Source organism: Streptomyces sp. NPDC050485 (assembly GCF_044458185.1).
Taxonomy (GTDB): Bacteria; Actinomycetota; Actinomycetes; order Streptomycetales; family Streptomycetaceae; genus Streptomyces.
Window position 1 is genome coordinate 1 of the sequence record NZ_JBITHR010000011.1, and the last position, 23725, is coordinate 23725.

Sequence of the window (23725 nt, forward strand, 5' to 3'; positions counted from 1 at the left end):
CCTGAGGTGCTGGACCGGCATCTGCACCACCTGCCAACAACCCCTGCCCAGCAGGACCCCAAGATCGAGACAGACCTAACGGAGTCCTACTAGGGCCTTGTCTCCCTGTCTCCTCGATCACGAGCGGAACCGGATGAAGAGTGCGGCAGGGGTGACGGTGCTGAGGAAGACGTATCCGCGCTCGTCGTAGCGGATGACGACGGCTCTGACCGGGTAGACCGGCACCCGGTCAGTCGTCGGTCATGCCGCTCGCGCGGGCGATGCCCTCCACTGCCTGCTCGTCCTGCTGCCGCTGATGCTGCTGGGCATCGAGCCTGTCCCGCATCGCGCGCAGCTTGTCCGGGTCGTCGGCGACGTCCGGGGGGACCAGCGACATCGCGCCCTTGGCGTGCTCGCCGTCACCGAGGCGGGCGACGACGTGGTCGGCCCGGTCCTCGTGGCCGGGCTGCATCGCGCCGATCAGGCCGAGGAGGTTGAGCAGTTCCTGCTGCACTTCCTCGGTGAACAGCGCCCTCTCCCGCGGTTCCAGGTCGAGGCGGAACCGCCCGCCGCCGGCCTTCACGTACTCACGGATGACCTCCATCAGGAGGTCGAACTGCTCCTGGGGCATCCGGGCCCGGAGCGTCTCCACGTAGAGCGCGTACCGCGCCCGGACGATCTCGGCCGGATCCTTCGGCACCTCTGCGTCGGCCACGGCGGAATCCCCTCCAGCAGTTCGGTCCAGGTCGTCAGATCCGCCAGGAGCGGATGCGGTCGGCCGCGTCGTACGCGTCGGCCCGCCCGGCGTCGATGTCACGGGCCAGGTCGATCAGCGCGCGGTACGGCGGGTCGATGTCTTCGTCGGCGGCGTTCAGGTACGCCGCGACGAGGCCGGCGCCGAACAAGGCGTTGCGGCCCGGGAGCGGGCGCAGCCGGATGATGGCGTGCATGAGCGCGGCCGCGCGCCACGCGTTGTCGACGACCGCACCGACCTTCGGAGTATTGACGCGATGGCGTCCGACCGCTGCCACCAGACAGCTGAAGTCGTGGACGACGGGTGCCTTGGGCAGGACCTCCGCCTGGCGCTCCAGAAGCCACCGGATGTCGATGTGGAGCTCCACGGTCAGGCGGCCCGTCCCGGAGCGTCCAGCCGGTCGGGGGCGTCGTCGGGGAAGGCCGCGTCGAACGCGTCGGCGTTGTCCGCGACGAACGCGCGGAACACCTCGGCCGCGCTTTCGAGGCGGGGATCGCGCACCGCGTTGGTCGCCGCCTCGGTGATGAGCGCGGTCACCGTGGTGCCCTCGGCCTCGGCACGCTCCTGAAGCCGCGCGTGGAGTTCCTCGGGGACCCGGATCGTCACAGGTTTCGACGCCATGTTCCGACCGTACAGCAGGCTGTACAGCACGGAGGCGCGCCGGACGCGATGGCTGGAACGTGGCCACGATGGGCAGTGCTGCGCCCCCGGCTGCCCAGGGGCGCAACGCGGCACGACATGTGGTGAATTGCAGAATTTTGCGATTCCGGCAGTCGGCGTGAGAGGGTCGCCGGATGGCCGAAAACCTGCCCTCCTGCCCCGAATGCTCCAGCGCGTACACCTACGAGATGGGCGCGCTCCTGATCTGTCCCGAGTGCGGCCACGAGTGGACCCCTGCGGCTGCCGAGGCCGCGGACGGTGCCGAAGCCGGGGTGATCAGGGACTCGGTCGGCAACGTACTCGCCGACGGCGACACGGTCACGGTGGTCAAGACCCTGAAGGTCAAGGGCAGCCCGACCGGCATCAAGGCCGGTACCAAGGTGCGCAACATCCGTCTCGTGGACGGCGTCGACGGCCACGACATCGACTGCAAGATCGACGGGTTCGGCTCCATGCAGCTCAAGTCCAGCGTGGTCAAGAAGGCCTGACCTCCCCGCGTGCTCACGGCTCGGCGATGAGCCGGATCCCGGTCAGCGGCTCGGGCCGAAAATTGCGACAGAGGCGCCCTCCGCTGACCGGTCTGCGGCGGCCGAGGGCGACGCGGCCGAGCACAACACCGGCGGTATCGGCGTCTGATCGACCGATCGATGCCCGGGTGGCACGTGGCACCGTGCTCGTCATGTGACGGGGGGCCGCTCGGGCACGGGGACGTCAATAGCAGACGTGACTGGGGGCCTTCGGGCCGCAGTAGTTGATGCGTCCGGTGGAGATGCTGTCCGTTGCGACGTCGAGCGTCATGGTGAGCGCGCCCGTGGGAAGCCAGTTCGGATCATTGGTGTCAGCCACCTGGCTGGTGGCAGTGGTGCCGTTCACGCCGGTGAGCGTGCCCGAGGCGTGGTAGCCGTCGGTGATCATGCCGCCCGACATCGTGTCGCATGGTTGTGGAACCTGAGCGCAGTCCTTGTAGACGCGGGCGCCGACCTCGAACGAGCCGTCCCGGTTGATCGTGAGCCAGTTTCCGTGGCCTATCCAGTGTCCGGCGAAGAGGGAGATGTCGGCCAGTCCCGCGCGGGACGGTGTGCCGCTGGGTGTGCCGACCGGAACAGGGCGTGTGGCGGGGGGAGTTGGCGTCGACGTGGGGCTGTCGTGGGAGCAGCCGGCTGTCAGGACGGCGGCTGTCACTGCCGCCGAAACGATCGCGGCCGGTCGGCGAAGCCGGAGCTGCCTGGGTGCGCTACGACGTGGGAGCGGGAGCAGAACCACGGTGACTCCTTTACGGATTCGGGTATGCGCGAAGGCGCTATCTGTGGGGATCACAGGGGGCGGAAAAGCCGGCCTCGGGTACGTACCGGTGCCATTGGGAGGTGCTGAGCGGGTCGCCGACAGCTGAGCAAAGGCGTTTGGTGAGCAATTCGGGGCTGGTGTCGCTGATCGCGGTGGTTCCCGCCGTGCCGCTGCTGACGACGAGCCGGCCTCTCCCCGCGAGCGCGGTGGTGAGCTGAACGGTGTTCTCCCATTTGTCCGTCTGCGCGGGGAAGTCCCCGGCCAGAGTGATCCGGTTGGGGGTGGAGACGTCCCAGAGATGGATTCCGCCGCGGTCATCGATTCCGGCCAGGGCTGAGCCGTCGGGGCTGAATCGCAGGTACGGGAGCCTGGTCGTGGCACCGGGGACGGTGCCCAGCCGCTGGGGAGTACGGAGTCGGCCGATATCCCACAGGCTGACCGCGCCGTCCGGGCTCGCAGCGGCGAGGAGCGGTGTGCGGGGTGACAGCGCAGTCGCGGTGACCGGGCCGAGCCGGGCCATCAGTGTCGTCGCCGGGGCAGGGTGGGACGGGTCGCTCACGTCCCAGAGCCCACTGCGCAAGGCGCTGTTGTCCGACATGGCTCCTTCGCTCAGCGAGAGCACGGTGCCCTGGGGCCCGAAGCTCGCGTCCGGAATCCCGCCCCCGTATACGGCCAGCGCGGTCAGCACGGAGGGGTGAGCCGGATCCGCGACAGAAAGGACACGCGGCCGGTCGTCGGGATAGAAGGCCACGGTGAGCAGCCGCCCGTCGGGGCTGAAGGCCATGGTGTACGCGCGGGACGACGCGCTGCTCCAGGGGTGGACCGAGCTGAGTCTGGAAGGGTGGCGGGGGTCGGTGAGATCCCAGAGCGTCACGCTGCCGTTCGCGCCGACCGCGAGCACATGTCCCCACAGCGCCACTGCGGCTCCGCTGCCCGGCAGACTGGCCATCAGGCGTGGCTCCTCGGGCGTGCCGAGGTCCCACAGATCGACTTGGTCCACCATGCCTGTCGCCAGGAGGCGGCCGTCGGGGGTGATGGCCGCGCTCGGAACTTCGCCGAGCTTGGAGTTGCTGGGTGAGGTGATGGTGGCCGTGGCCGACCGCACCGGGCCACCGCCGATGTCCGAAAGGCGGACCTCGTCGTTGGCGGCCCGAATGGCGCCGACCGACTGGTTGAGCGTGACCAGAGTCCGGCCGTCGGGCGTGAAGGCCAGTGCGGTGTTGCCGCCGTCCAGCGAGGGCAGGGGCACCGGTTGTGCGGATGCGGAGACGTCCCACAGGAAGGTGCTCCCGGGGGAGGCCGCCACCTCGGTAGCCGCGAGTGTCCTTCCCCTGGGGCTGAACGCCAGCGCGGCCAGCGGCGCACCACGCGCGGAGAGCCCGGGCAGCGAGTGCGGGGCGCGCGGGTCGGTGACGTCCCACAGGTGTACGGAGCCGTCGTCGACGGCCGCCGCGAGGGTGTGACCCGTCGAGTCGAACGCGACTGCCCGCGCCTGCCGGGGGAGCGTCAGCCGCGCCAGGACCGTCGGGTGGCCGACATCGGACAGGTCCCACAGGCGCACGCTCTGGTCCGACCCCGCCCCGGCCACCCGGAGCCCGTCCGGACTGACAGCCACGCCCGTGGCGTGCGCGGTGTTGCCGTCGAGGACCGGGGCGGGCCGCGGATGCGCCGGGTCGGTCAGCTGCCAGACCCGGATGCTCCCGTCCCAGCCCGCACCGGCCAGCACCCGACCGCTTGCGGCGAAGGCCAGGCTGTGGACGGGACCTGGCCCACCGGCCAGATCGGCTACCCGCCGGGGTTGAGCGGGGTGCCCGATGTCCCACAGCTCAACCCTGCCGTGGCCGGACCCGGTTGCCAGCAAGTGCCCATCCGCAGTGAGCGCGACGCTCGTGCATCCGCCGTCGACGCTCAGCCGGGCGCGGTCGGCGTGATCGTCGAGACCCCACAGACGCACCGTCTCTCCTGCGGCGATGCCGAGCAGACCGCCTCCGGCGCTCACGGCGCCGGCGCCGGGCGCGGTGATGGTCCCGGGCAGCGGCACACCGGCCGACAGAGCGTCGAAGGTCTCCCTGGTCGAGGCCAGGCGGTAGGCGGCGATGCTGAGTTGCTTGGCGAGATTGGGCTGGGAGGAGGCAAGTGCGGTGGCCTCGGCGACGAGCCGGTGCGAAAGGTTGGTGCGCTGCTGGACCGTGCTGTTGCGATGCTGCTGGACCGCGACGACGCCTGCCAGCGAGGCTGCCGTCAGTGCCAGGCAGAGCGCCAGGTAGCGGAAGCCGCGCCGCCGCCGATGACGGGCCCGTACGCGCTGCCCGTACTCGATGAACTCCCGCTCCGCAGAGGGGATTTCGGCGGCTCGGATGCCGAGCCACCGCCGTGCCTCGGCGATCCGGTGCCGGTCCAGGGCGAGCGCGGGCGGCCGGCCCTGCTCCTGCCAGGTGCGTACCGCGCGCCGCAGCTCCTCCTGCCAGGTGCGGAACTCGCGGTTGCGCTCCACCCAGGTCTGCAGCCGCGGCCAGCTCTCCACCAGCGCCTGATGGGCGAGTTCCACGGTATCCAGACCGGTCGGGCGGCGCGTCACGACGACCAGCCGGGTGCTGGCCAGCCGGTGGACCAGCGACCACTCGTGCTCGGAGAACTGGGCACGGTCGGCCACCCGGCGGGTGTCGGGGCCGCGCTCCCCGGCGTCCAGCCGCTCACCGGGACGGACCAGCTGGATGAAGATCCTTTCCAGCGCCTGGTGTTCGGAGCTGTCCGCCCGCCCCCACAGGGTGCGCTCCGCGTTTCCGACCAGTGCTCCCTCGACGCCGCCGAGCTCCTGGTAGGCGGTGGCGGTGAGGAAGCCGCGCTCCTGCCGCGCCCACAGCTGGCTCAGGGTGTACTCCAGCATGGGCAGCGCGGCCGCGCCGGGCGGGCTGTCGCGCACCAACTGCTCGACGAGCCCGTCCGCGTACCGGATGCCCCCGTACCGCTCCAGTGGCCGAGTGATGGCCTCGCGCAACTGCTCGCGCGTCATCGGAGGCACGACGACGTGGGTCGCCTCCCAAGCACCGGACAGGACGGGGAACCGCTCAATCTGCGGCAGGAAGTCGATCCGTGCGACAACCACTGCCTGAGCCGGCCGGCTTCCGTCGGCGCGGCGCGCGGACAGCACCCCCAGCATGGTGTCGAGCCGGCGTGCGGTCTCCGGGGCATCCGCGAGCAGTGTCTCGAACTGGTCCACCACCAACAGCAGCCTTGAGCGGCCCCGGTGGCGGGCCAGCGTTCGCTCCACCGCGGCGCGCAACCCGCGCTCGTCGGCCAACTGGCGGGCGAGGGCCGACCAGCGGGCATGCCAATCGGCCGCCCGTGTGTCCGCGTCACCCGCGGAGGCCAGCGCCCAGGCCAGCAACTCCTCGGCGGTCAGCCTCAGCCCGTGCGGCACTCGCGCGGTCAGAAAGGTGCTGTCACCGGTTCCGGCCAGTAGACCTGCGCCGATCAACGAGGACTTGCCGACGCCGGATGCGCCGAACACCGGCAGCACCGGCACCTGCTGCTCTTCGAGGAGCTCCACCAGCCGGCGCGTCTCGTTGGCACGCCCGTAGAACACGTCGCTGTCGCGCTCGGTGAACGGCCACAGCTCGCGAAAGGGGCTCCCGGCGAGTAGCCGTGAGCGCAGCTGCGGCCACTCGCGCGCGAGTGATTCCACGGTCAGCGCGTAGCCGGTACGACGCCGCGCGTCCCGCTCGACGGCGACGACGACGCCGATCACGCCACGGTGCTCCTCGTCCCACACGGGTGCCCCGCTGAAGCCTCCGGCCAGTGGAAATCCCGCCTGCTCGTCGCACGTAAGCTGCCACCAGCCGGTTCCCTCACGGCCTTCGATGGTGCCGTGCGTCCAGATCCCGGCGTCCTTGCTGCCCTGCGGCCCCTGGTACGTCGGGAAGCCGAAGGCGCGCCAGCGGTGCCCGGCCAGGTCCTCGGCTTCCAGAACCCGCATCGGCACGGTGTCACCCGGCGGTTGGCCGACGAGTCGCAGTACGGCCACGTCCCCGCTGTTGTCGGCGGCCACCGGTGTGCTGAAGTGCACTCTGGCCTCGGCCTCAGGACGACCGAGGGCGAGCGGGAAGTCGATGGTCACGGGAAAATCCGCGGGCAGGGGCTGGTCGTCCGGGGTGCCTGCGATGGCTGAGACGACGTGAGCACAGGTGATCAGCAGGTTTCCGGGGATCAAGAACGCGACGCCTACGGGCCGCCCCTGGTGGAGGACCCGTGCCGTACCGCGTTCCCAGCGCGGCGGGCTCGACCCGGCCGGCCGGCTCACTCGTCGCTCTTGTCGCGGCTCCACTCCAGTTCCAGCACGATGTGTGCGTCGCCGGAGCCCTTGGCCACGACCAGCCCCACCTCGGCCGTGAGGCTGATCCCGAACTCGGCCCGGATGCGGTCGGGGCTCCGGGGCAGATCGGTCAGCCGCTCCAGCAATGCCCCGGCGACGTGCCGGACTTGAGCGAGGCCCGCCTCGAAGGTGTCGGCCGATGCCTGGATCAGCCCCTCACCACGGCTCGCCCGGACGACCCCGGAGCCCTCCGCTTCGGACAGCTCGACAAGGACCGTCCCACCATTCTCGAAGGGCACATTCAGATACACGCGGCCGACCTCCCTGACTCTCCGTCAAGTTGCCTTGATGAACGTCGAGTTGACCTTAGTTGTCGCTGTACGGTCATGGTAGGGGGAGCTTGCTGAGGCGGCTGAGCAATCGGTGAACTTCGTTCGCGGTGGATCAGGCGGACGGATCGCGGAAGCAGCGGCCCTGGTCGAGATCGCCGATGAGTCCCGGACGTGTCGGCTGCCACCCCATGAGCTCGCGGGGCAGCGCGCTGGATCGAGGTATCCAACGAGCAGGACGTCGGGCAACGCGTCCGAGAGGCTCTCCACGAGCTCAAAGCCGTGACCGGGGGCGACTGACCGCTGCACGCTCTCGCGGGATCCGCAACCCGGGCGCCGCCATGCGGGTGCGGCCCGGCGGGCCTAGCGTGGAACAGGATTGATGTCCTCACCCGGGCGTCGTCGTCCGGGTTCCTCGTCCGGCAGGAGGCCTGCCCATGAGGTACTCACAGGTCCATTGGCGCAGGGCGTGCGTGGGACTGACTGCGGCCGCGCTGCTGGCCGTACCGGCGTCCGTGGGAAGCGCGTACGGTGTCACACCGCCCCCGGGGCCGTCCCCTTCCGCGTCGAGCTCCAGCGGCACCGGTTTCGCCGAGCTCAGCCCGGCGGTCGCCGCGCGCCTGGACACCGCCATCCGGCAGGTCATGAAGGAAGCGAATGTGCCCGGTGTGACGGTCAGTGTGTCGGCGCCCGGCAAGGGGAACTACCTCCGGTCCTTCGGCGTCGCCGACAAGGCCACCGGCGCCCCCATGGCGCCGGATCTGAACATGCGGATCGGCAGCGTGACCAAGACCTTCACCGTGACCGCCCTGCTCGAACTGGTCGACCAGGGCAAGGTGGGTCTGGACGATCCGATCTCGAAGTACGTCACGGGAGTTCCCAACGGAGACAAGATCACCCTGCGCGACCTGGCGGAGATGCGCAGCGGGCTGTTCAACTACTCCGCGGACCCGGGCTTCGACAAGGCATTGATGACGGACCCGAAAAAACCCTTCACGCCGCAGCAGTTGCTGGCCTTCGCCTTCAAGCACCCGGTGCAGTTCCAGCCCGGCCAGAAGTTCGACTACTGCAACACCAATCTGATCCTGCTCGGCCTGGTCGTGGAGAAGGCGGGTGGCATGCCGCTGAACGACTTCATCACGCAGAAGGTCGTGAAGCCGGCCGGGCTGCCCCACACCCTCTTCCCGACCGGGAACGAATTCCCCAGCCCGCACGCCCACGGCTATACCAACCAGACCCTCTCCGGAAAGGTCGAGGACGCCACGGACTGGAACCCCTCCTGGGGCTGGGCGGCCGGAGCGATGATCTCCGACCTGTCGGACCTGCGCAGTTGGGCCAGCACTCTCGCCACCGGCACACTGCTGTCCCCCAAGACGCAGGCCGAGCGGCTCAAGACCCTCCCGACGGGCATTCCGGGCGCGGGCTACGGTCTGGGCATCTTCAACATCCAGGGCTGGATCGGCCACAACGGCTCACTACCCGGGTACGAGTGCCTCACCATCTACCTTCCCGAAGCGAAGGCGACGGTGACCGTGGTCCTCAACACGGACATGCTGCACAACACCACGGAGCCCAGCACCCTCTTCGGTCAGGCGGTCACCCGCATCGTGACCCCCGGGCACGTGTTCAACCTGCCGGCCGTGGAGCCCCGGCCGACCCCCTCGCCGGTCTCCCCGTCGCCCACCCGGTGACGGCGGCCCGCCGGGTGGGCGGGCTCATCACGGTCGGGGTGCGGTGTCCTCCCGTCGCGGCGCGGTCGGTTCGCCGCGACGCACCGAGCCGGGGGCACGGGCGGCCGGGTGGTCGGCGCGGGCGGCGGAGGTGAGCTGCCAGGGGACGCTGGTGACCATGACACCGGAGGTGAAGAGCAGCCGGCTCTTGAGCCACAGGGCGGACTGGTTGTGCAGCAGGTTCTCCCACCAGTGGCCCACGACGTACTCGGGGATGAAGACGGCGACCACGTCCCGGGGACTCTCGCGGCGCATGGTGCGGACGTATTCGACGACCGGCCTGGTGATCTCGCGGTAGGGCGAGGCCAGCACCTTCAGCGGTACGTCCACGTCGAGGTCCTGCCAGCGCTGTTGCAGGTCCGCCGTCTCGTCCTTGTCGACGGCGACGGTCAGCGCCTCCAGGCGGTGCGGCTTGAACGCGCGGGCGTAGGCCAGGGCCCGCAGGGTCGGCTTGTGGATGGTGGAGACCAGGACCACCCCCAACACCCTTGACGGCGGTACGAGTTCCGCGCGCGGGTCCTCGACGGCCAGCTCCGTGGCCGTGCGGTCGTAGTGGCGGCGGATACCGCGCATCATCAGCCACAGCACGATCGCGGCGAGCACCGCCAGCCAGGCGCCCTGGGTGAACTTGGTGATCAGCACGATGACCAGCACCAGCGCGGTGACGCACGCGCCGAGGGCGTTGATGATCCGGGCCGACTGGTGGCGACGGCGGGTGGCCGGATCGGATTCGGTGCGCAGGGCGCGGTTCCAGTGCCGGACCATGCCGAGCTGGGAGAGCGTGAAGGAGGTGAACACACCGAGGATGTAGAGGTGGATGAGGCTTGTGACATCCGCCTTGTACGTCCACAGCAGCACGCCCGCGACGACCGCGAGGGCCAGGATGCCGTTGGAGAAGGCGAGCCGGTCGCCCCGGTTGTGCAGCTGGCGCGGCAGGTAGCGGTGCTGGGCCAGGATCGAGGAGAGCAGCGGGAAGCCGTTGAAGGCGGTGTTCGCGGCCAGGATCAGGACCAGCGCGGTGGCGGCCTGGATGACGAAGAAGCCGATGCTGTGGTCGCCGCCGAACACCGCCGAGGCCAGCTGGGCGATGACGGTCTTCTGCGTGAAGCTGTCGCAGCCGCCGCCGATGCCCGTCAACTGGCAGGAGTTCTCGGTGATATGGACCTTCGCGATCAGTGCGAGCGCCGTGACGCCGACGAACATGACGACCGCGATGATCCCCATCGCCGCCATGGTGCCCGCCGCGTTCTTCGACTTCGGTTTGCGGAAGGCGGGCACGCCGTTGGAGATCGCCTCCACACCGGTCAGCGCCGTACAGCCGCTGGAGAAGGCGCGCAGCACCAGCATCAGCAGGGCGAGACCGGTGAGATGCGAGGCGGACTTGTCGGGGGTGATCCCGTACGCCGCCGACTCGGCGACCGGCGCGTCCCCGAGGACGTACCGGATGAGGCCCGTGGCGACCATGATGATCACGCCGCCGATGAAGAGGTAGGTGGGGGCGGCGAAGGCGCGGCCGGACTCGCGCACGCCGCGCAGGTTCATCGCGGTCAGGATCGCCACGAAGCCGAGGGCGAGCAGCACCCTGTGCCCGGCCAGGGCGGGTATCGCAGAGATGATGTTGTCGACGCCGGAGGCGACCGACACCGCCACCGTCATCACGTAGTCGACGAGCAGGGACGCGGCCACCACCAGACCGGCCGACGGGCCCAGGTTGGTGGACACCACTTCGTACGACCCGCCGCCGCTCGGGTAGGCGTGGACGACCTGGCGGTAGGAGAGCACCACCACCGCCATCAGCGCGACGACCCCGGCCGCGATCCATGGCGCGAAGTGGAGGTAGGCCAGACCGCCCAGGGTCAGTACGAGCAGGATCTCCTGCGTCGCGTACGCCACGGAGGACAGCGGGTCGGAGGCGAAGATCGGCAGGGCCAGCCGCTTGGGCAGCAGGGTCTCGCCCAGCTCCTCGCTGCGCATGGCGCGGCCGATCACCAGGCGCTTGATGACGCCAGTCACGTTGAACACGGCGCGAGCGTATGAACAGCTGACGGGGAGTGGCCGTTAAGAAGCCGTCAAGGTTCCCGGCGTCTTGGGGCAAATTCAGGACGAAGTACCCTATTCGAGACCGCGCTCAGGCCGCGACGCGGGTGCCCGTGAGCCATTTCGCGGCCACGCCGCCGGTCGCGTAGTGGACGTACTCCCGTTCCAGGCGGAAGCCGGCGTTCCAGGCGAGGAGGCGGCTGGCGCGGTGGTGGCGGGAACAGGTCCAACTGGCGGTGCGGCCGCGGGCCTCGACATCCGCGCAGAGCGCGAGGACGCAGCTGAGGGCGAGTTGCTCGCGGCGGTGTTCCGGGAGGGTGACGACGGCGATGTCCTCGTAGCGGCTGCCGAGGAAGTAGGTGCAGGCGACGGCGAGCAGGTGGTCCTTGTGGAAGGCGCCCCAGGCGTGCCCGGACCCGGCGAGCCCGGCGGCACCGCCCCAACTGTCGTGGATCCACGCGGAGTTGACGTCCAGTGATGCGAGCGCGAGGGCGTCGGTGGCGACGAGGCGGCGCACGGTCACGCCGCGCGGCGGCTGCGGCCGGGAGGTCGGCTTTTCACGGCGTACGTACACCATCCGCTCCCATGGCACGACCCGGTCGAAGGCCGAGCCGAGCGCCGGCAGGAAGCGGTCCGGGGCCAGCACGTAGCGGTCGGCGAGCGGGGCCAGCGAGGCCGGGTCGAGGGCGCCCGGGTCGCCGCACAGCAGCACATGGCCGGCGCAGGCGGCGGCGATCGCACGCGGGTGGTCGGGGTGGTCCGCCCAGAGACGGCCGACCCGGGTGGCGAGGACGTGCTCCGCCAGCGCGGTCGGCCCGGCGGTCCCGGCGGGGAACCAGCGCAGGTGGGCCGGGAGTTGGTGCGAGGGGAGATCGATGAGCACGTCGGGTCACCTGATTCGGTCGTGGGGTACGGAGTGGGGGACTGAACCCGGCGTTCAGGTCGCTCGGGTTCAGTCCGCCGGACTTCGGCAAGTCCGCTCAGCAACTGGCCTTGCTGCCGTGGTTCGCCTTCTTCTTGCGGCGGTCCCTCTTCTTGCGGGCGCGCTTGGACATGGGTGGTGGCTCCTTCAGGGGGTGATTGGCGGGGTGCTTGAGAGGGGGTTCTTCAGGCGGTGTGGCCGACGAGCAGGGACGCGAGCTTGTTGAGGCGCTGCACGGAGCGGTTCTCGGTCGCGGCGGGTGCCGGGTCGACGTGCTGGTCGCGGTCGTAGTAGGCACCGTTGACGATCTCGGTGGCCGGGTCGCAGAGGCGTGCGACGTGGGTGGCGCCTTCGGCGGCGCTGGCGCCCTCGTGTGCGTACAGCGGCAGAAGGGCGGTGTCGCAGATGCCGGGGTGGACGGAGACGGCGGTCACGCGCGGGTCGGCGGCGAAGACGGTCAGCGCCAGCTGGGACTGGGCGTAGGCGGCGAGGCGGGAGTAGCGCCGGGAGCGGTTGGGGTCGCTCCACTGGATGTTGCCGGTGCGGTGCAGTGAGGACGACACGTTGACGACGCGGCCGCCGGGGTTGCTGGTGAGCGCCGGCTCCAGGAGGCAGGTGAGGAGGTAGTGGGCGAGGAAGTTGACCTGGAAGGCGATCTCGTTGCCGTCGGCGGTGATGGTGTGCCGCTCGGGGGCGGCCATGCCCGCGTTGTTGACGAGGACGTCCAGGTGCGGGTGGTTCGTCACGACCCGGTGGGCGAGCTCCTCGACCTCTTCGAGTCGGCTGAAGTCGGCGGCGTACGCGCAGAGTTGACCGGCCTCGACACCCGCCGTGGCGATGAGGCGGTCGGTGGCGGCCTGGGCCTCATCGGTGGTGCGGCCGTGCACGAGCACGGTGGCGCCGCGCTCGCCGAGCAGGCGTGCCGTCTCGTATCCGATGCCGGAGGTGGCTCCGGTGATGAGGACGGTACGGCCGGTCAGGGGTGCAGAAGTCATGAGGAGTTCCTGGGTGTGGGTACGCCGAAACCGCCCGGATTCGTGGCGGGGGCGTGCGGGAAGGAGACGCGCGTACGCCGCCGGGCGTGGGCGCGACGGCGGCGTACGGCGCAGGGGGCGCGGCTCAGAGAGCCGGCACGAGAACAGCGCGCACTACCGGGGGCGCCGTATTCGGCGGCCGGTCGTCATGGCGCAGACTGCTGTTCACGCGTCCTATGCAACTGCCTTGCGGGGGGCGGCTCAAGAGAACCGCGCAGTCCTTGACGAGGCTCTGATACCGCTCGGTCGAGGCTTTGACCGACGCGTGCCGGGTGGCATCGATCCTCACCGCCTGGAAGGTGGTGGACACGGAGGTCAAGCAGTTGACGGCGATCGCGGCGAGGACCGCCGGCTCCTACGGTGCGAGCTACGGGCAGTTGGGTGGCGCTTGGGGGATCACCCGGCAGGGCGCCCGCAAGAAGTGGCCCGATGCCCTTGACAGGACGGCGCTCGCACAAGGGGAGGGGGGCGTCATCGAGCTCTGCGGCGGTAGCGCCGAGTTGTCCCGGGACCCGTCGTCGTGCGGCTGGCGCTGGGCCGGGCAGGGCGCCGACGGAACACGCGGCGAAGCCGATGACGCCTCTCACCACGCCACGAAGGAAGAGGCCGCCGCCCACGCGGGCGCCTTCCTGAAGGAGCACTCCACCGATCGGCGCCAGGGGGTGTCCGGTGGGTCATGAGCCGGTCGGCCGGGGCGAGTTACTTCGGGCGGTCGGCGCCTCCTCCGCCTTGCGGCTGGACGCACCCAGGCCCCCGCTCACCAGCGCCGAAAGGCCGAGGCGTCTCGCGGGCGACCGGATCCGCCGGACAGGCTCTAGGCGGCTTCCGGGAAGTGCGGCTCGGGTGTGCCGGCGGCCGGGGTTCTTGTCGCCGCCTCGATGTCGGGCAGGATGCGGAAGAACCGGATGAGGCCGCTGGTGCCCAGGGCGTCGACCACGGCGGGGCTCGGCGCCACGAGGCGCAGGCCGCTGCCCAAGGAGCGGGCTCGGCGTGCGGCGGCGATGAGCAGCCCGAGGCCCAGGGTGTCGCAGGACGTGACGCCGGACAGATCGAGCAGCAGGCGGATTCCGGGCCCGTCGCATGCGCGCAGCAGGCGCTTGCGCACGTCGGGAACGGTGGTGAGGCCCAGGCTTCCGGTGACGACGACCGCGCGGACTTCGCCCGGGGCGGTGAGTGCGGCACGCTCGGCGGCGGACAGCGGGGTAGGGGAGTGGCAGCCTCGTTCGGTCACGGGGGTGCCCGGCGCCGAGACATGCGGGCGGGACTCGGCCATGGGGTCGAGTGGAGTTCCGGGATCTCTGGACACCGTGCGCCTCCTGGGAGCGATCCCTCGCGCCGCCGGGGCTGTGACTGTGCAGGTACAAGCCTAGTCCCGCCCCTGCCCGCGCCGCGACGGTAGCAGTCCTGTATGCGATCGGACGTGTCGGCGAACCCGCCTCGGAGGCGGTTGGCCCGGCCGGCCACCGCGTGGGCTATCGGCAGGTGCACGGCAGCGGGCAGACCGTAGTTGAGCACGGTGCGCCAGTTGTCGGACGCCGGAGCGCCCGGACATGCTCAACTCCTTGCCGCCGTACGTGAATTGAGACCTCAGGTCCTTGCTCGCCGTCCGGTTCGAAGTGGACCGCCGCTTGCCTGTCTCATGCCCGGATCCGGCGCCCCTCAGTGCAGCGGAACCGGGGTGCCGGGTGGCGGCTCCTGGGCGGCTGTGCCGTCCGCCAGGGTGGGAGGGAGGTCGTCGAGTATGGTGAACGCTGCGTCCAGGCCGACGATCCGCAGAACCTTCGAGACCTGGGGAACGCCACGTATCAGGCGCAGTTCACCTCCCCGGCGCACCATTTCCTGACGTACCGTCAAAAGCAGCCGGATGCCGCCGGCGTCCAAGAAGGTCACCGCCCGCAGATCCACGACGACGTCCCGGGTGGCCAGCCGGGTCAGTGCGTGGACGCGCGGGCCGAGATCCTGATGGGCCAACATGTCCAGCTCGCCGTGCAGTTCGATGATGATGGTGCCGTCCACGGAGCGAGTCCGTAGCCAGAAGGCCAGTTCGTCTGCGCCCACGTCGCGCCTGCCCGTCTCCCTGTGCGCCAGGTGCCCGGATATCGCGCCCCGCACGCGATATCTCACTCTCCGTAACTTCAAGGGGATCGCGAAGAGAAGCCGATACACAAAGCCCCTGCTAGTCGTCATGCCCCGACGATCAGCGAAACTCACGTGCGTGACACTCCGTAATTTCGCCAGTTTTGCGCGCCGGTTTGGCTCGGGCCTGTCGGCTACCCGGTGTGACGTGAGGGGTATCGGGGATCAGCTTCGCGGAGTGGCGGACGGGCGGCAGGTCCCGCGGCGGCCTACCCCTTCGCGGCCGGCCGGTACGTGCACACCTGCGCGCCCGTCTTCTTGCTGGTGACGGTGGAGACCAGTTCGAGGGTGCGCAGCCCGCCGTCCGCCGGGAAGATCGACTTGCCGCCGCCGAGGAGGACCGGCATGTGAATGAGCAGGAGCTCGTCGACCAGGCCCTCGCTCAGGAGGGTGCGTACGAGCGTGGGGCTGCCCATGACCAGCAGGCTGCCGCCCTCCATCGCACGCAGGTCGCTGATGCGGGCCACGGCGTCGTCGCCGGGGATGCGGGTGGTGTTCTGCCACGTCAGCTCGTCGTCGCCCAGCGTCTGCGTCACGACGTACTTCGGGATCGCGTTCATCTGGTCGGCGAAGGGATCCCCGGCCCGGCCTGGCCACGCCGCGGCCATCGTCTGCCACGTACGGCGGCCGAACAGCAGCGCCTCGGCCTTGGCCGTCGCCTCGGCGAACGCGCCGCCCACGACCTCCGGGTCGAAGAACTGGTGCGACCAGCCGCCGTGGGCGAAACCGCCGTCGGTGTCCTCGTCGGCACCGCCCGGTGCCTGCACTACGCCGTCCAGGCTGATGAACTCACTGACCACGATGCGCATGGGTCTCGCTCCTCTTTCTCGCTTCGGGTGTACGGCACGTACCTCGATGTACGGCGCTGCTTCGGATGTAGGCACTGCTTCGGGTCTACGGCAGGGGAGACTGTCGCCCTGGCCAAAAATAATCGCGTCCACCGGACTTCGCGATCAGACTTGGCGCGCAGCCCGGCCTGAGCCGGACGGCCTTCGTGCGCGAGGCCCGGCCTCCGCCGCCCTCGTCGGCATGGCCGGGTCCATGAAGGGAAAGGGTGAGCACCGTGACCGCCATGGAATCTTTCATCGACCGGCTCGACTACCCGATGTACATCGTGACGGCGACGGCCGACGGAGAACGGGGCGGATGTCTCGTCGGTTTCGCTTCGCAGTGCTCGATCGTGCCGGTGCGGTTCATGATGTGGCTGTCCACGGCCAACAGGACGTACCGCGTGGCCCGTGCGGCCGACGTCTTGGCGGTGCACCTGCTGGGCCGCGAACAGTACGCGCTGGCCGAGCACTTCGGGGGGCGGACGGGGGACGAGGTCGACAAGTTCGCCGGCGTCGCCTGGCACGAGGGTCCGGCGGGCGCGGTCGTGCTGGACGACGCCGCGGCCTGGTTCGTCGGCCGTGTCGAACGGCTCGCGGAGGGCGGTGACCACGTCGGGTTCCTGCTCAGCCCGCTGGAAGCCGCCGATCCCCGGCCGCCGTCGCCGGGCTGGGAGCCGTTCCGGCTGAGCGACGGCCGGAGCATCGAGGCCGGCCATCCCGTGCCGGGCGCCTGACGCGTCAGGGGCGGGTCTTCGCCAGCAGTTCGCCGATCTCCGCCGTGGTGCCGGTCTCGCCGAGGCGCGGAAAGATCCGGTCGATGCTGTTGCGGTGGGCCTCCGGGTCCACATCGGTCATGGCGTCGGTGGCCAGGGTCACGTGGTAGCCGTGCTCGTGCGCGGCACGGGCGGTGGATTCCACGCCGATGCTGGTGGCCACGCCGGTCAGCACGATCTGGCTGACGCCGCGCCGTCGCAGCTGAAGGTCGAGGTCGGTGCCGTAGAAGGCGCCCCAGTTGCGCTTGGTGACGGTGATGTCCTCGGGGTGGCCGGTCAGCTCGTCGACGACGGTGTCCCAGCCTTCGGGCCGCTGCCCGCCGCGCCCGTGGCCGGCCTCGGTGCGGCCGGGGGTGGCGTCCGATCCGTCGGGGGCGGCGGAGACGCGTACCAGGACGACGGGGAGCCCGTGCGAGCGGAAGGCGTCGGCGAGTTCGGCCGTGCGGGCCACCACGTCGGCGGCGGTGTGGGGCTGGGTGGGTGCGGCGACGATGCCCTTCTGCAGGTCGATCACGACGAGCGCGGTGTGCGGGTCGAGGGTGGTGAGAGCCATGGTGGTGGTGCCCTTTCGTGCGTGCGGGATACGGGGGGTTCGGGGGTGTGCCGTACCGGGTGTTCCGCCGGGCGGCGGGCCGGTGCGGCGCAGGGAGCGGTCGAGGAGGGTGGCCGCGATGAGCAGGACGGCGCCGGCCGCCATGAACAGGGCCAGGCCGTGCAGGCCCGCCGTGTCGGCGCCGTGGGTGAAGAAGGCGGCGTCGGCCGAGGAGGCGATCATCGCGCCGAGGTAGGTGCAGGTGCGCAGCAGCCCGGCGGCCGAGCCCATGCGCTCCGGATCGGCCTGCTCGTACAGCGCGCTCTGATTGGCCAGCCCGTTGAGACCCTGCGGGACGCCCATGACCACGCCGACCGCGAGGAGCAGCCAGATCGCGCTGCCGGAATCCAGCAGCAGCATGAGTGCGCAGGCGGCGAACTGGCAGATACCGCCGACGAGGAGTTTGCCCCGGATCTGCGGGCGGCGTCCGGTGCCGGCGGAGATCAGGACCGCGCTCAGCGACAGCGGTAACTGGACAAGACCGGCCGCCGACGCGGACAGCCCGCGGCCCTGTTCGAGCCATTGGGTGAAGCCGTAGAGGAAGGCGTACGCGGTGACATAACTCAGCATCTGGCGCAGGTAGGTGGCCATCAGCGGTGTGTTGCCGCCGAACACCCGCAGGTCGATGAACGGCTCCGGCGCGCGCAACTCCCGTACGGCAAAGCCTCCCGCAGCGGCGAGTGCGAGCAACAGCAGGTACCAGGAGCTGAGTTGAGGGTCCATCAGGAACACCATCAGGGCGATGAGCGTCACCGCGAACAGACCCATGCCGGCCAGGTCGATGCGTACGGGGGGCCGGGTGCCGAGCTCCGATTTTCCGGGGGGTGCCTTGGGCAGGCGGCGCGCGCCGAGGACCAGGCAGGCGGCCGAGAGCGGGACGTTCACGGCGAAGATCCAGTGCCAGCCGCCCAGACCGATGAGGAGACCGCCCAGGGTGGGGCCGATGACGGCGACGACCTGGTTGGACACCGCGAGCGCGGTCAGGACGCCGGCCGGGCCGGCCTCGCCGGTGCGCTCGGCCTCGCCGCGGGTCAGCGACATGGACGCCGGGTAGGCGGCCGAGGTCCCGAAGCCGAGGAGCACCCGGGTCGCGATCAGTACGCCCAGGGTGGGCGCGAAGCTGCCGAGCAGCCCAGCGATGCCGACCAGTGCCGTACCGATCAGATACAGGCGGCGCGGGCCGTAGCTGTCGACCAGCCTCCCGATCACCGGCTGGCCGATCGCGGTGGCCAGATACAGGGCGGACACCAGCCACGCCGTCTGCCCCGCGGACGCCCCGAAGGCCTGCCCGATCGGCACCAACGCCACTGCGATCATCGAGGAGTTGACCGGGTTGAGGACCGACCCCAGGATCATCGGGGTGATCAGCCGGCGGTTGAAGCCGCTCCGGTCGTCCGGCGGCCGCCCCGCCCGCCGGGAGAACAGGCGCGCTGTCCCGGTCACGGCTGAGCGAGCCGTTCCAGCAGGGTCATCGCCTCGATGATGGTGCCGCGCTCCTCCTCCGTGCAGCGGTCCTCCAGGGCCCGGGTCAGCCATTCCACCCGGGCCTGCCGGTTGCCCGCGGCACGCTCGCGGCCCGACTCGGTGAGGGTGACCAACTGGCGGCGGCCGTCCTGCGGATCGGGCCGGCGCTGGATGAGTCCCTGCTGGTCGAGCGCCGCGAGTGTGGCGGCCATCGACTGCGGGCGTACGCCCTCCGCGGCCGCGAGGGCGCTGGCCGACGCGGCACCGGCCTTGTCGACCAGGGTCAGTGCGGACACCTGGGAAGGGGTGAGGTCCTGGGTGTCGGCGACCTCCCGGAGCCGGCGGCGCAGACGGTTGAACACCACGCGCACGTCCCGCGCTGCGCGCAGGGCGGACGCGGAGATGCCTTCGGGTATGTCCTTCATGCCCCCACGGTAAGTTCTTCAGTCCAGACTGTCCAGTTCAGGCTGTCGATTCTGGTCGCCGACCCTGAGTGCCCCGGGCGGCCACACCACATCGACCCGCACTCCGGCCGCTCGCGCCGCGGCCACCGTGTCCGCGGTGCCGCCGCGCCCCGATGGCGCACCGCCGTCCCATACGGCCACCAGCCGGTCCGCCCCCTGGAGCAGCCGGTGGTTGGCGGCCTCGTAGGCGCGCTGCCCCGCGTGCTCGAACGGCATGACCACCATGTCGTCGGCGGCGGCGCAGAGCGCGTCGAACCGTGCGAGGTCCGCCGGGGGCACCACGGCCTCCCGGTAGTCGCGGGACGGGATGATCGCGGACAGCCGGCCGCCCAGGGCGAGGACTTCCTGGGCGAAGTAGGTGTCGGCGCCGCGGGCGAGGCACGAGCGCCCCGTGAGTCCGTCGCCGCGCAACTCCGTGAGCAGCTCATGCAGGGCGGCGCGCACGGGCCCGGCGGCCTCCGGCGCCAGGTCCATATGGCCGGTGACAGCGATCGTGGGCACGCGGCAACTCCCTTTTCGGACGGGGTTTTCAGCCGTCACGCTACCCGCGTCGGAACCGCGGCGAACGCGTCACAGCGCAAGCCCGATGAATCCCAGGACGTAGGTGGCGCCGAAAATCACCGGGACCCACCGCTCGACCCGGGTCAGGGGCAGATAGACGCGCCAGTCCTCACCCCGGTGGAGCGCTTCCCATTCTCCGGCCCGGAAGGCGCGGGCCGGAAGCTGTTCCTCCAGGGCGCCGATCACCCTGAACTTGCCCTCGTTCAGCTGCCGGTAGGAGCGCAGCGTGAACCACCACGCCGTACACATCGCCAGCAACACCAGAAGTCCCGCGAGGAGCAGCAGGACGGAGAGCCTGCCGCGGTGCTCCTGGGACAGCCATGCGCCGAGGAAGGCGACCAGGCCGCTGTGGAGCGTCAGGAAGAAGGTGTTGGCCAAGTTGCGGCGGGCGCTGACCCGGTCGGCCATCTCCACGCACAGCTTGTACTGCTCGAATACCGCCGCGTGGTAGGTCGCCTTCGCGTCGGTGTAGTCGGACGCGGTCACCTGCTTGTTCCAGAGCACCTCGCTGATCTCAGCCATGGCGGCATCATTCCCCAATCGCCACCTCCCCACCACCGCCTTCCACAACTGCGAACTCGGACTCCCGATGGCTCTGTTGACGCTGAGTCAGACGCCAACTAGCGTTGTTGAACAGGTGAGTTGATTGCATCGACATGAGAAGTCCTCTCGTCGTGAGAGGTGAACGCGCCGCGCCCGGCGGCGACTTCGCGGCCCTGCTTTCCCTCCCGCCGGAGAAGCTGCGGCGGCACCCTCGGATGCTGTACGTCCGGCGAGCGGGCGAGGCGCCGGCGAGGGCGCTGGGCTACGCCCACGGCGGCGGCTCGCAGAATTACGACGACCTCGCCTTCCGGTACGAGAGCGCGTGCCCAGAGCAGCCTTACGTGACCGTCGAGACCCTCGCGGGCCTGGCCGAGCAGGAAAGGCGCCGGGAGCGGCTGCGGCCGCCGGACGATCTGGCCGAACTCGCAGCGCAGCACGATTACTTGACGCACCGCCGGCTCGTGCCGCCCGACGGCCGCTCCCGGTACGGCATCGAACGGGGCCTGCTCTACGTCATGGCGGAACACGACGGCGAGGTCCTCGGCAGGTTCCCGCTGGGGCTGCCGAGCCGGACGCTGGACGCGCTCGCCGAACCGGCCGACCTGCGCCCGCAGCCCGCCGACTCGGTCCGGCCGCACGTCGCCGACTCGCTCTGGCTGCCCCTGGACGAGCTCATCCAGGGCGGCCGGTTCCCGGAAATGCGGGAAGTGGCATCCCGGCTGGCCGTTGGCGTGCCCAGCGGCCACCACCACGTGTTCGTCTCGCACCGCTGGCTGAGCACCGCACATCCCGATCCCGAAGGAGTCCAGGCGCGCATCGTCGCCTGGCATCTGTTCGCCGCGCTGTGCGAAGCGGTACGGGTCGCCCGCCGGCGCGGACTGCACACGCCCCGCAGGGTGGCACGCGTCCTGAACGCACCGGTGGGGGCGGCCGGTTCGGCCCTTGTGGAGTCCCTCTTGGTGGGGGTGCTCCGAACTGCCCTGGATCAGGCGGCACTTGACGCCCTGGCCCAGGAAGTGGACCGCGTCGAAGCGGACGCCATCGACCAGGGCGCCGCGCACGCCCGCGACGACGCCGGGCTGAGTCGGCTGCACGGTCTGCTCGGTCAACTGCCCGGGCTACGGCCCCTGCTGGCCAGGATCCGGCTCTGGTACGACTACAGCTGCGTCCCGCAGGCTCCCCGCACCCCCGAGGAGGACCTCCGCTTCCGGCGGACCCTGCGCACGCTGCCCCTGTTGCAGTGCGCGGGGCGCACCCTGGTGGTGCTGGACGACGTGGCGGACTATCTGGGCCGGGCCTGGTGCAGCCTGGAGGCCGCCACGGCGCTGGTGAACACGGTCAGCGGGCGCCCCGACGTGCTGCCCGCCACCGAGTCGGCGCGGCGGCGCAACCCGGTCGCCGACGCCGACGTACTGGAGCGCCTGGTCCTCGACCGTCAACTCGTCATCTGGCGCGGGCTGTTGGACACCGAGGTGTTCCGCCTCCAGTCGCGCGATGCGTGCCTGCGGCGGCTCGGCCTGTCCATGGCCGACCCGGCCGACCTTCCCCACATCTACGACAGCATGCTCTCCGTGGCGGTGCCGCCAGGCCGTCGGAGCCGCCATTCCCTGGTCACCGGGGTGTTTCCGCTGCCCGCGATGGGCGGGGGAGACATCCTCATACCGTCGCCGGACTACGCCGGGAACCTGCCCGTCGACAGCGAACCGCGGACGCGGACGATCGGCTCGCTCGACTGGTGGGGCGCCCTCGACCTCCGGAGCTTCGCACCGGAGGGGCACGGCGACGGCCGGGCACCCGACACGCCGTCGTACTGGCACCTCCCGGCCCGGCCGGACCGACGGCCGGTCTGCCATGTCGCGGTCGTCGCGGAATGCGAGGGGGAGGCCGTGCTGATCTCCTCCTGGGTACGGCGGCGGTGCGAGGAACTGGAGAACCTTCTGCGCGTGCGGGTCGGTTCGGGAAGCTGGACCTCGGTGGACCCGGTTCCAGTGGGCCACCGTGTGGACGGCCGACTGGGCGTGCGCTGCGTCGACGCCGATGTGTGGGTGCTCGTGGGGAAGTCCGGTCCGGTGGCGAACGAAGTGGGTCAGGCGCTGTGCAAACTGCTGGGCGAGGCACGTGTCCCGGCGGTCACCGTGTCCCTGGACCGCTACGCGGAGAACGTGTCGCAGATCGTCGGCGACGTGGCACCCGGTGAACCGCCCTGTCCCGTCCTCACGGGGTGGGAGAAGGTGCCCGGCCACCCGGCCGGACTGCTGTACATGCACCTCTACCGCCACCTCCTGCAACCGGAAGCACCGGTCGAGTGAGCGCCGCGCGCTGGGGGAGGCGGTCGGCGGACGGCGATGTGACCCGGGTGCTGACCGCCCTGGAGGCCGCCCATCAGGCGGGTGACGACACGAGGTTCCGGACGCTGTGCGAGCGGTACGCCGTCGTTCTTGACGCACGCCGGGAAGAGTGGCTGCGCGCTCCGCAGAACGTGGCGGACGCCTTCCGGCAGAGCCCGGAACAGGTGCGGCCTTACCTGCAGATGATCCTTCGGGTGGCGCAGGAACTGGACGCCCTCGGCCATCCCGAGTCGCTGCGCCGGCTCGCGGGCGCCGAACGTCCGGGAAGCCCCCAGGAGAAGGTGCACGAGGCGCAGCTGCTGGAAGAGGACGGGGAGCACGAGGCCTGCGAGGCCCTGCTGCGCGACGTGCTCGACGAGTTCACCGGGGACAGCGGCTGGACGTCGGACATCCACGTCAGGCTCTCCGACTGCGCGGCCCGGCGCAACGACCTCGACACGGCCATCGCGCACGCGCGCCAGGCGCACGCCTTCGCACAGCACGCGGGAGGACGACGCGTCGCGGACACGACCGTGAGTCTGGAGGTCCTGCTCGCGGCACGCGAACTGCGGCTCGGCACACCCGACGGAAAACGGCTGGGCGCCTGCCGGGAGACCGTGACCCGCGCGCAGAAGCTCAGCGACCGGGCACGGTTCGCGGAGAGCAACCGCCTCCTGCGCGAACTCCTCACCCAGGCGTCGACCTGGCCGAGCGACGCGGCGGCACAACGCCACATCGGCAAGATCTACGGACTGATGGGGCTCAACCACTTCTACGCGGGCGACCGCGACGAAGCGCGGGCATGGACGGAGAAGGCGCTGCACGAGTGCCGTCGGTGCGGGGACAGCGTGGGCGCCGAGGTCTACCGCGCCAACCTGGAGGAGATCGGCCGCACCGGTCCCGCGCCCGCCGCCCGGCGTGGCTGACCAGCGACACGATCGCTGGTCAGCTGCCCTTTCGTACGCCCCCTACGGGTGTCGTACGCCCCCTGCAA

General features: G+C 70.6%; 23 protein-coding genes and 1 pseudogene. 6 read left to right on the forward strand and 18 right to left on the reverse strand.

What is annotated here, in order from left to right; translation table 11 throughout:
* Positions 1-229: 229 nt before the first annotated feature.
* Genes ACIBK6_RS22340 through ACIBK6_RS22350 form a run of 3 tightly spaced genes read right to left on the reverse strand, consistent with a single transcriptional unit; the run spans position 230 to position 1354 of the window.
* Positions 230-694, reverse strand: a complete 465-nt coding sequence (locus tag ACIBK6_RS22340; RefSeq protein WP_399053057.1) for a hypothetical protein — start codon at positions 692-694, stop codon at positions 230-232.
* Between the two features lie 34 nt (positions 695-728).
* On the reverse strand, positions 729-1106 hold the full coding sequence (locus tag ACIBK6_RS22345) for a toxin Doc (protein ID WP_399053277.1): 378 nt from the start codon (positions 1104-1106) through the stop codon (positions 729-731).
* Positions 1103-1354, reverse strand: a complete 252-nt coding sequence (locus tag ACIBK6_RS22350) for a ribbon-helix-helix protein, CopG family (RefSeq protein ID WP_399053278.1) — start codon at positions 1352-1354, stop codon at positions 1103-1105. The genes ACIBK6_RS22345 and ACIBK6_RS22350 overlap by 4 nt, the downstream gene beginning before the upstream one ends.
* Positions 1355-1527: 173 nt before the next feature.
* On the opposite strand from ACIBK6_RS22350, the gene ACIBK6_RS22355 reads away from it, so the two are divergent.
* Entirely contained in the window at positions 1528-1881 is a 354-nt protein-coding gene (locus tag ACIBK6_RS22355; RefSeq protein WP_399053058.1) for a zinc ribbon domain-containing protein YjdM, read from the forward strand.
* Positions 1882-2104: 223 nt separating this feature from the next.
* Here ACIBK6_RS22355 and ACIBK6_RS22360 read toward each other — a convergent pair whose 3' ends face one another.
* The 3 genes from ACIBK6_RS22360 to ACIBK6_RS22370 form a co-directional block, all read right to left on the reverse strand.
* Positions 2105-2575: a hypothetical protein gene (locus ACIBK6_RS22360; protein ID WP_399053059.1), complete on the reverse strand. Its 471-nt coding sequence runs from the start codon at positions 2573-2575 to the stop codon at positions 2105-2107.
* A 118-nt stretch (positions 2576-2693) separates the two neighbouring features.
* Positions 2694-7001 carry a trypsin-like peptidase domain-containing protein gene (locus tag ACIBK6_RS22365; protein ID WP_399053060.1) on the reverse strand — a complete coding sequence of 1436 codons (4308 nt, stop codon included), beginning with the start codon at positions 6999-7001 and terminating at the stop codon, positions 2694-2696.
* Positions 6974-7300 (reverse strand): CU044_2847 family protein, encoded by a 327-nt coding sequence (locus ACIBK6_RS22370; protein ID WP_399053061.1) that lies wholly within the window; start codon positions 7298-7300, stop codon positions 6974-6976. The genes ACIBK6_RS22365 and ACIBK6_RS22370 overlap by 28 nt, the downstream gene beginning before the upstream one ends.
* 455 nt (positions 7301-7755) lie before the next feature.
* On the opposite strand from ACIBK6_RS22370, the gene ACIBK6_RS22375 reads away from it, so the two are divergent.
* A complete protein-coding gene (locus ACIBK6_RS22375) occupies positions 7756-9009 on the forward strand; it encodes a serine hydrolase domain-containing protein (protein WP_399053062.1) in 1254 nt (417 codons plus the stop codon).
* A 27-nt stretch (positions 9010-9036) separates the two neighbouring features.
* Here the strand turns inward: ACIBK6_RS22375 and ACIBK6_RS22380 are convergent, their stop codons facing one another.
* The 4 genes from ACIBK6_RS22380 to ACIBK6_RS22395 all read right to left on the reverse strand — a co-directional run bounded on the left by ACIBK6_RS22380 (position 9037) and on the right by ACIBK6_RS22395 (position 13002).
* The gene (locus ACIBK6_RS22380) at positions 9037-11022 is read right to left on the reverse strand and encodes an APC family permease (protein ID WP_399053279.1); all 1986 of its coding nucleotides are present in this window, start codon (positions 11020-11022) and stop codon (positions 9037-9039) included.
* Positions 11023-11176: 154 nt separating this feature from the next.
* Complete coding sequence (locus ACIBK6_RS22385) at positions 11177-11968, reverse strand: GNAT family N-acetyltransferase (RefSeq protein ID WP_399053063.1); 792 nt, start codon at positions 11966-11968, stop codon at positions 11177-11179.
* Positions 11969-12065: 97 nt separating this feature from the next.
* Complete coding sequence (locus ACIBK6_RS22390) at positions 12066-12140, reverse strand: 50S ribosomal protein bL37 (protein WP_373300991.1); 75 nt, start codon at positions 12138-12140, stop codon at positions 12066-12068.
* A 52-nt stretch (positions 12141-12192) separates the two neighbouring features.
* A complete protein-coding gene (locus ACIBK6_RS22395) occupies positions 12193-13002 on the reverse strand; it encodes an SDR family NAD(P)-dependent oxidoreductase (protein WP_399053064.1) in 810 nt (269 codons plus the stop codon).
* A gap of 311 nt (positions 13003-13313) precedes the next feature.
* Between ACIBK6_RS22395 and ACIBK6_RS22400 the strand changes: the two genes are divergently transcribed.
* The gene (locus ACIBK6_RS22400) at positions 13314-13721 is read left to right on the forward strand and encodes a hypothetical protein (RefSeq protein WP_399053065.1); all 408 of its coding nucleotides are present in this window, start codon (positions 13314-13316) and stop codon (positions 13719-13721) included.
* Between the two features lie 134 nt (positions 13722-13855).
* Here the strand turns inward: ACIBK6_RS22400 and ACIBK6_RS22405 are convergent, their stop codons facing one another.
* The 3 genes from ACIBK6_RS22405 to ACIBK6_RS22415 form a co-directional block, all read right to left on the reverse strand.
* Positions 13856-14314 (reverse strand): STAS domain-containing protein, encoded by a 459-nt coding sequence (locus ACIBK6_RS22405; protein ID WP_399053066.1) that lies wholly within the window; start codon positions 14312-14314, stop codon positions 13856-13858.
* Between the two features lie 386 nt (positions 14315-14700).
* Positions 14701-15228 carry an STAS domain-containing protein gene (locus ACIBK6_RS22410; RefSeq protein WP_399053280.1) on the reverse strand — a complete coding sequence of 176 codons (528 nt, stop codon included), beginning with the start codon at positions 15226-15228 and terminating at the stop codon, positions 14701-14703.
* Positions 15229-15386: 158 nt separating this feature from the next.
* Positions 15387-15986, reverse strand: coding sequence for a dihydrofolate reductase family protein (locus ACIBK6_RS22415; protein ID WP_399053067.1), 600 nt, complete (start codon positions 15984-15986; stop codon positions 15387-15389).
* A 254-nt stretch (positions 15987-16240) separates the two neighbouring features.
* Between ACIBK6_RS22415 and ACIBK6_RS22420 the strand changes: the two genes are divergently transcribed.
* A complete protein-coding gene (locus ACIBK6_RS22420) occupies positions 16241-16741 on the forward strand; it encodes a flavin reductase family protein (protein WP_399053281.1) in 501 nt (166 codons plus the stop codon).
* 4 nt (positions 16742-16745) lie between these two features.
* Here the strand turns inward: ACIBK6_RS22420 and ACIBK6_RS22425 are convergent, their stop codons facing one another.
* The 5 genes and pseudogenes from ACIBK6_RS22425 to ACIBK6_RS22445 form a co-directional block, all read right to left on the reverse strand.
* Positions 16746-17333, reverse strand: coding sequence for a hydrolase (locus tag ACIBK6_RS22425; protein ID WP_399053282.1), 588 nt, complete (start codon positions 17331-17333; stop codon positions 16746-16748).
* A gap of 75 nt (positions 17334-17408) precedes the next feature.
* Positions 17409-18908, reverse strand: a pseudogene (locus tag ACIBK6_RS22430) (MFS transporter); the annotation flags it as partial.
* Complete coding sequence (locus ACIBK6_RS22435) at positions 18812-19261, reverse strand: MarR family winged helix-turn-helix transcriptional regulator (RefSeq protein ID WP_399053068.1); 450 nt, start codon at positions 19259-19261, stop codon at positions 18812-18814. The pseudogene ACIBK6_RS22430 and the gene ACIBK6_RS22435, both read right to left, overlap by 97 nt.
* An 18-nt stretch (positions 19262-19279) precedes the next feature.
* The gene (locus tag ACIBK6_RS22440) at positions 19280-19801 is read right to left on the reverse strand and encodes a hypothetical protein (RefSeq protein ID WP_399053069.1); all 522 of its coding nucleotides are present in this window, start codon (positions 19799-19801) and stop codon (positions 19280-19282) included.
* Positions 19802-19870: 69 nt separating this feature from the next.
* Positions 19871-20383, reverse strand: a complete 513-nt coding sequence (locus ACIBK6_RS22445; protein WP_399053070.1) for a hypothetical protein — start codon at positions 20381-20383, stop codon at positions 19871-19873.
* A gap of 152 nt (positions 20384-20535) precedes the next feature.
* Between ACIBK6_RS22445 and ACIBK6_RS22450 the strand changes: the two genes are divergently transcribed.
* Positions 20536-22713, forward strand: a complete 2178-nt coding sequence (locus ACIBK6_RS22450) for a hypothetical protein (protein WP_399053071.1) — start codon at positions 20536-20538, stop codon at positions 22711-22713.
* Positions 22710-23657 carry a hypothetical protein gene (locus tag ACIBK6_RS22455; protein ID WP_399053072.1) on the forward strand — a complete coding sequence of 316 codons (948 nt, stop codon included), beginning with the start codon at positions 22710-22712 and terminating at the stop codon, positions 23655-23657. Before ACIBK6_RS22450 ends, ACIBK6_RS22455 begins: the two co-directional genes overlap by 4 nt.
* Positions 23658-23725 lie beyond the last annotated feature (68 nt).

Excerpts from the sequence above, each read along its gene's own strand:
- ACIBK6_RS22415 (WP_399053067.1), bottom strand. The coding sequence starts at position 15,986 with ATGCGCATCGTGGTCAGTGAGTTCATCAGCCTGGACGGCGTAGTGCAG.
- ACIBK6_RS22425 (WP_399053282.1), bottom strand. The coding sequence starts at position 17,333 with ATGGCTCTCACCACCCTCGACCCGCACACCGCGCTCGTCGTGATCGAC.
- ACIBK6_RS22405 (WP_399053066.1), bottom strand. The coding sequence starts at position 14,314 with ATGGCCGAGTCCCGCCCGCATGTCTCGGCGCCGGGCACCCCCGTGACC.
- ACIBK6_RS22410 (WP_399053280.1), bottom strand. The coding sequence starts at position 15,228 with ATGACGACTAGCAGGGGCTTTGTGTATCGGCTTCTCTTCGCGATCCCC.
- ACIBK6_RS22355 (WP_399053058.1), top strand. The coding sequence starts at position 1,528 with ATGGCCGAAAACCTGCCCTCCTGCCCCGAATGCTCCAGCGCGTACACC.
- ACIBK6_RS22375 (WP_399053062.1), top strand. The coding sequence starts at position 7,756 with ATGAGGTACTCACAGGTCCATTGGCGCAGGGCGTGCGTGGGACTGACT.
- ACIBK6_RS22395 (WP_399053064.1), bottom strand. The coding sequence starts at position 13,002 with ATGACTTCTGCACCCCTGACCGGCCGTACCGTCCTCATCACCGGAGCC.
- ACIBK6_RS22350 (WP_399053278.1), bottom strand. The coding sequence starts at position 1,354 with ATGGCGTCGAAACCTGTGACGATCCGGGTCCCCGAGGAACTCCACGCG.
- ACIBK6_RS22435 (WP_399053068.1), bottom strand. The coding sequence starts at position 19,261 with ATGAAGGACATACCCGAAGGCATCTCCGCGTCCGCCCTGCGCGCAGCG.
- ACIBK6_RS22445 (WP_399053070.1), bottom strand. The coding sequence starts at position 20,383 with ATGGCTGAGATCAGCGAGGTGCTCTGGAACAAGCAGGTGACCGCGTCC.
- ACIBK6_RS22380 (WP_399053279.1), bottom strand. The coding sequence starts at position 11,022 with ATGCGCAGCGAGGAGCTGGGCGAGACCCTGCTGCCCAAGCGGCTGGCC.